This window comes from Nonomuraea sp. PA05, assembly GCF_008086045.1.
GTDB classification, from domain to species: domain Bacteria; phylum Actinomycetota; class Actinomycetes; order Streptosporangiales; family Streptosporangiaceae; genus Nonomuraea; species Nonomuraea monospora.
Genome location: NZ_VSEY01000099.1, coordinates 1 through 1,413 on the forward strand (window position 1 = coordinate 1; position 1,413 = coordinate 1,413).

The 1,413-nt window shown below is 68.4% G+C and carries 1 protein-coding gene; it reads left to right on the forward strand.

Annotated features, from left to right (window positions below):
* Positions 1-45: 45 nt before the first annotated feature.
* Entirely contained in the window at positions 46-1,305 is a 1,260-nt protein-coding gene (locus tag FXF51_RS60185; RefSeq protein WP_148443832.1) for an IS701 family transposase, read from the forward strand.
* The last annotated feature ends 108 nt before the right edge of the window (positions 1,306-1,413 follow it).

A 1,413-nucleotide genomic window follows, 5' to 3' on the forward strand; every position in this document is an offset into this window, starting at 1 on the left:
CTAGTAGTACTTTGTTAGGTTGAGACTTTGTGGGACGGTCGTCGTATGACTCCGGCGGAGCTGGCCGATGTCCGTGGCCGTCTTGAGGATTTCGCGGGTGAGGTGTTCACCTCCTTCGCGCGTCGGGAGCAGCGGTTCAACGGCGGGTTGTACCTGCGGGGGCTGATGCTGGACGGCCGGCGGAAGTCGATGGTGCCGATGGCCGAGCGGCTGGGGGTGGATCATCAGCGGCTGCAGCAGTTCATCACCTCCTCGACCTGGGATTACGTGGCGGTACGAAGGCTCTTGGCGGAGCGTGCGGTCGGCGTGGTGGCGCCGCACGCGTGGGTGCTGGATGACACCGGGCATCTGAAGGACGGCGATGCCTCGCCGGGGGTGGCCCGGCAATACACCGGGACCGCGGGCAAGGTGACCAACTGCCAGATCGCCATCAGCGTGCACGCGGTCACCGACGCCTGTTCGGCCGCGTTGAACTGGCGGCTGTTCCTGCCGCAACGCTGGGACGACGCGCTGGCCGAGGACAAGAGCGAAGCCGCGGCGATCGCCGGGCGGCGACGGCGCTGCCGCATCCCCGACGATCAGCGGCACCGCCCCAAGTGGCAGCAGGCCCTGGAGATGCTCGACGAACTGGCCGCCTGGGGACAGGTACCGCCGTTGGTGGTGGCCGATTCCGGTTACGGCGATGTGACCGCGCTTCGGCTGGGCCTGACCGGGCGCGGCCTGCCGTACGTGGTCGCCGTCAAGGGCGGCACCAGCGCGTACGCCGCCGACGCCGTGCCCGAGACGGTGCCCTGGTCCGGCAACGGCCGCCGCCCGGTGGCCAAGTACCGCAGCGCCCCCTCTAGCCTGCGCGAGCTGGCCCTGGCCGCCGGACGGCGCAGCCTGCGCCGGGTGAGCTGGCGGCAGGGCACCAAGGCGAGCAAGGGCAACCCGGCCGCCACGCTGCGCTCCCGTTTCCTCGTGCTGCGGGTACGGCCGGCCAACAGTGACATCCCCCGAGATGGCGACGGGCATCTGCCCGATTGCTGGCTCCTGGCGGAATGGCCCCCCGGCGAGAGCGAGCCCACCGACTACTGGCTGTCCACCCTGCCGGCCGGCATCCGGCTGCGGGACCTGGTCCGCCTGGCCAAGATCCGCTGGCGGATCGAGCACGACTACCGCGAGCTCAAGACCGGCCTGGGTCTGACCCATTTCGAGGGGCGCTCCTGGAACGGCTGGCATCACCATGTCACCTTGGTCTCGGCGGCCCACCTGTTCCTCACCGAACTACGGTTGACCAGCCCAAAAGCGATCAGCATGGGTTGACCTTCTACAAGATCTTGCATCTGCTCCAGACGCTGTTAGCCACCTGGAGCGGCCGATGCCCCACCTGCCACCAACGGCCGCCATAACGACCTAACAAAGTACTACTAG

Excerpts from the sequence above, each read along its gene's own strand:
- FXF51_RS60185 (WP_148443832.1), top strand. The coding sequence starts at position 46 with ATGACTCCGGCGGAGCTGGCCGATGTCCGTGGCCGTCTTGAGGATTTC.